General features: G+C 63.3%; 2 protein-coding genes. Both read right to left on the bottom strand.

Going from position 1 to position 2,469, the window contains the following annotated elements:
* Positions 1–78: 78 nt before the first annotated feature.
* A complete protein-coding gene (locus tag C1D09_RS04940) occupies positions 79–768 on the bottom strand; it encodes an SDR family NAD(P)-dependent oxidoreductase (RefSeq protein ID WP_143973260.1) in 690 nt (229 codons plus the stop codon).
* A 299-nt stretch (positions 769–1,067) separates the two neighbouring features.
* On the bottom strand, positions 1,068–2,087 hold the full coding sequence (locus tag C1D09_RS04935; RefSeq protein WP_143973259.1) for an isopenicillin N synthase family dioxygenase: 1,020 nt from the start codon (positions 2,085–2,087) through the stop codon (positions 1,068–1,070).
* Positions 2,088–2,469 lie beyond the last annotated feature (382 nt).

The following is a 2,469-nucleotide window of genomic DNA, read 5'->3' as shown; positions in this document are numbered from 1 at the left end:
CGCCGGTCGGAGCCGCCGCTATATAGTGATATCCCCACGCAATGTCGACTCCCGGAACGTCGCACCTCGCCCGTCCCATCAGAAGGTCTCAACCCAGGGCCTGAGCTCCATCTCCCAGGTCCAGGCGCTGCGGTGCTGGCGATGGATGGAGAGATAGGTCTTGGCGATCGCGTCCGGGGACAGCCGGCGATCCTGCGGCCCGGACTCCTGACCGGACGCGGCCGAGGCAATGGCGCCATCGATGATGAAATGCGCGACGTGGATGTTCTTCGGCGCCAGTTCACGAGCCATGGACTGGACCAGCCCGCGCAAGCCGAATTTTGGCATGGCAAAGCCGGCGGAGCCGGCGAACCCCTTCACGCTGGCCGTCGCGCCGGTGAAAAGGATCGAGCCCGATCCTCGCGCGACAAGCCGGCGAGCCGCCTGCTGGCCAACCAGGAACCCGCCATAGGCACCAACCAGCAAAGCCTGACGGACGGCCTCGGGATCGAGTTCGGCTATTGGTCCGCGGGCGCGCCCGCTGGCGTTGAAAACCACCAGCGAGAGCGGACCGGCCTTGTCGGCGACATCGAACAGGTGCTCCACCGACGCGGCATCGGAAACATCCGTTGCCACGGCCTGCGCGCCGGTCTCGGCCTGCAAGGCACCAAGCTTTTCAATGTTGCGGGCGGCCAGAACGACGCTGAACCCTTCCTTCGCGAGGAGGCGCGTCAGCGAGGCGCTCAAACCGGAACCCGCACCGGCGATCACTGCGACATCGGATGTCATGAAACCTCTCCTTCTTTCCAGGGGACTGCGGACGATGGCTGGCGAATGAGCTGTGGTGAAACTTGCCGGATCAGCGCGGCGACGGCAACGCGCAACGTGGCCAGAAAAAGGCCGGGCGCGAAACCGGCCCGGCCAAAAAGAAGGTCATAACCTTCAGAGGGGAACACCGCTCGGCGAAATGGGAGGAAAACACCGAGCGGATAATTCCCTTTTGGACCGATTCCCGGACAGATACGACGAATGGTTTTCCAAAGATCGGGCAGAATGGCGAAAATCCTGTGCTTTCTTACCGAGGAAGCTCAGCCAACCCGGTTTTCCCCTACGAGCAGATCCGCATAATGGCGCCGCGCGACGTCGGGATGCGAGCGCAGCCGGCTTTTCAGCACATTGGTTCCGACATCGCGAAACAGCGGATTGTCCGGATCGCTGGCCGGCCCGCGCGCCTGCGCCGCCAGTTCCTCGGAAAGGCCAAGCAGCGGAATCGTCGCATCGAGCCTGGCACTGAAGAAGAACGGCACCGAAATGCGCTCGACGCCGGCGGGCGGCGTCACCACGCGATGCACCGTGGCTCGCAAATAGCCGTTGGAGGCCAGTTCGAGCAATTCGCCGATGTTGACGACGAGCGTGCCGGGAATGGGGTCCACATCCACCCAGACGCCGTCATAATCGACCTGCAGCCCCTTATTGTCATCCTGGAGCAGCAGCGTCAGGAAGCCACCATCCTTGTGCGCGCCGACACCCTGGTCGCCGCCGGTAGCGTCGCGGCCGGGGTAGCGCACGATCTTCATGCGATGGTTGGGCTCGCCGCTGTAGATCGGATCGAAGGCATCCTCGGGCTGATCGAGCGACAGGGCGAAGGCTTTCAGCAGCCGGATCGCGACGGCAGTCACCTTGCCCTGCCAGGCAAGCAGTGCCGGCTTGAGACCCGGCAGCGCCGCGGGCCACTGGTTCGGCCCCTGCAGCCGCGTCCAGGCGGGAATTCCCGGCCCTTGCGCGATTGCCTCGCGTTCGACGCCGATGTCCAGTTGCTCGCGCCAGTCTTCCCTGCCCTTGGTGAGTTCGCCGCCGGCACGGGTGTAGCCGCGAAACTGCGAGGACTTGACCATCTCGATCGCCAGCTTGTCGGCCTCGGGCAAGGCAAAGAACTGGCGCGATGCGGTCAGCACTTCGCTGATCTCCGTCCATGAGATGCCATGCCCGGCCAGATAGAAAAAGCCGATGTCGCGCGACGCGGAACGAAGATCCGCCAGAAATGTCCGGCGTTCCGACGCGCCTTGTCCAAGACGGCTCAGATCGAGCACAGGCACTATTCTGGGCATTTCAAGTTCCTTTCCCAGTGCTTTCCGGATGTTGCTTGAAGTTTCCGTCCGAAAAACCCAGCCGATTGAACATGCAGGCACTCTTGCGCGACCGTAGCCGCCGTCATTGCGCGCTAGTCTTATCGACTTCGGATGGCCGGGAAAGGAACGATCGGCCCTTCGGTGCGGCCGTGACGAACAATTTTTCCACTCGCAGGGGCAGGCGGATGTTGATCGCGGTCCGAGGGATTTCAGGCGAAGCGAGGGCCGCTCTGCCTCGTCCGGCGGCGGCTTGACACTACCGTCCTTTCAACCCGCAAGTGCAAGGCCGAAGGGCGCAATCGCAGTCGTCGCCCGCAATTCGATTGAGGCACCTCACGGCAACAATCCGCCACATCATCAA

The sequence above is a fragment of the Mesorhizobium intechi genome (genome assembly GCF_002879535.1).
GTDB lineage: Bacteria > Pseudomonadota > Alphaproteobacteria > Rhizobiales > Rhizobiaceae > Mesorhizobium > Mesorhizobium intechi.
Note: the sequence above shows the minus strand (reverse complement) of the source record. Positions and strands in the feature narration are given on the sequence as shown.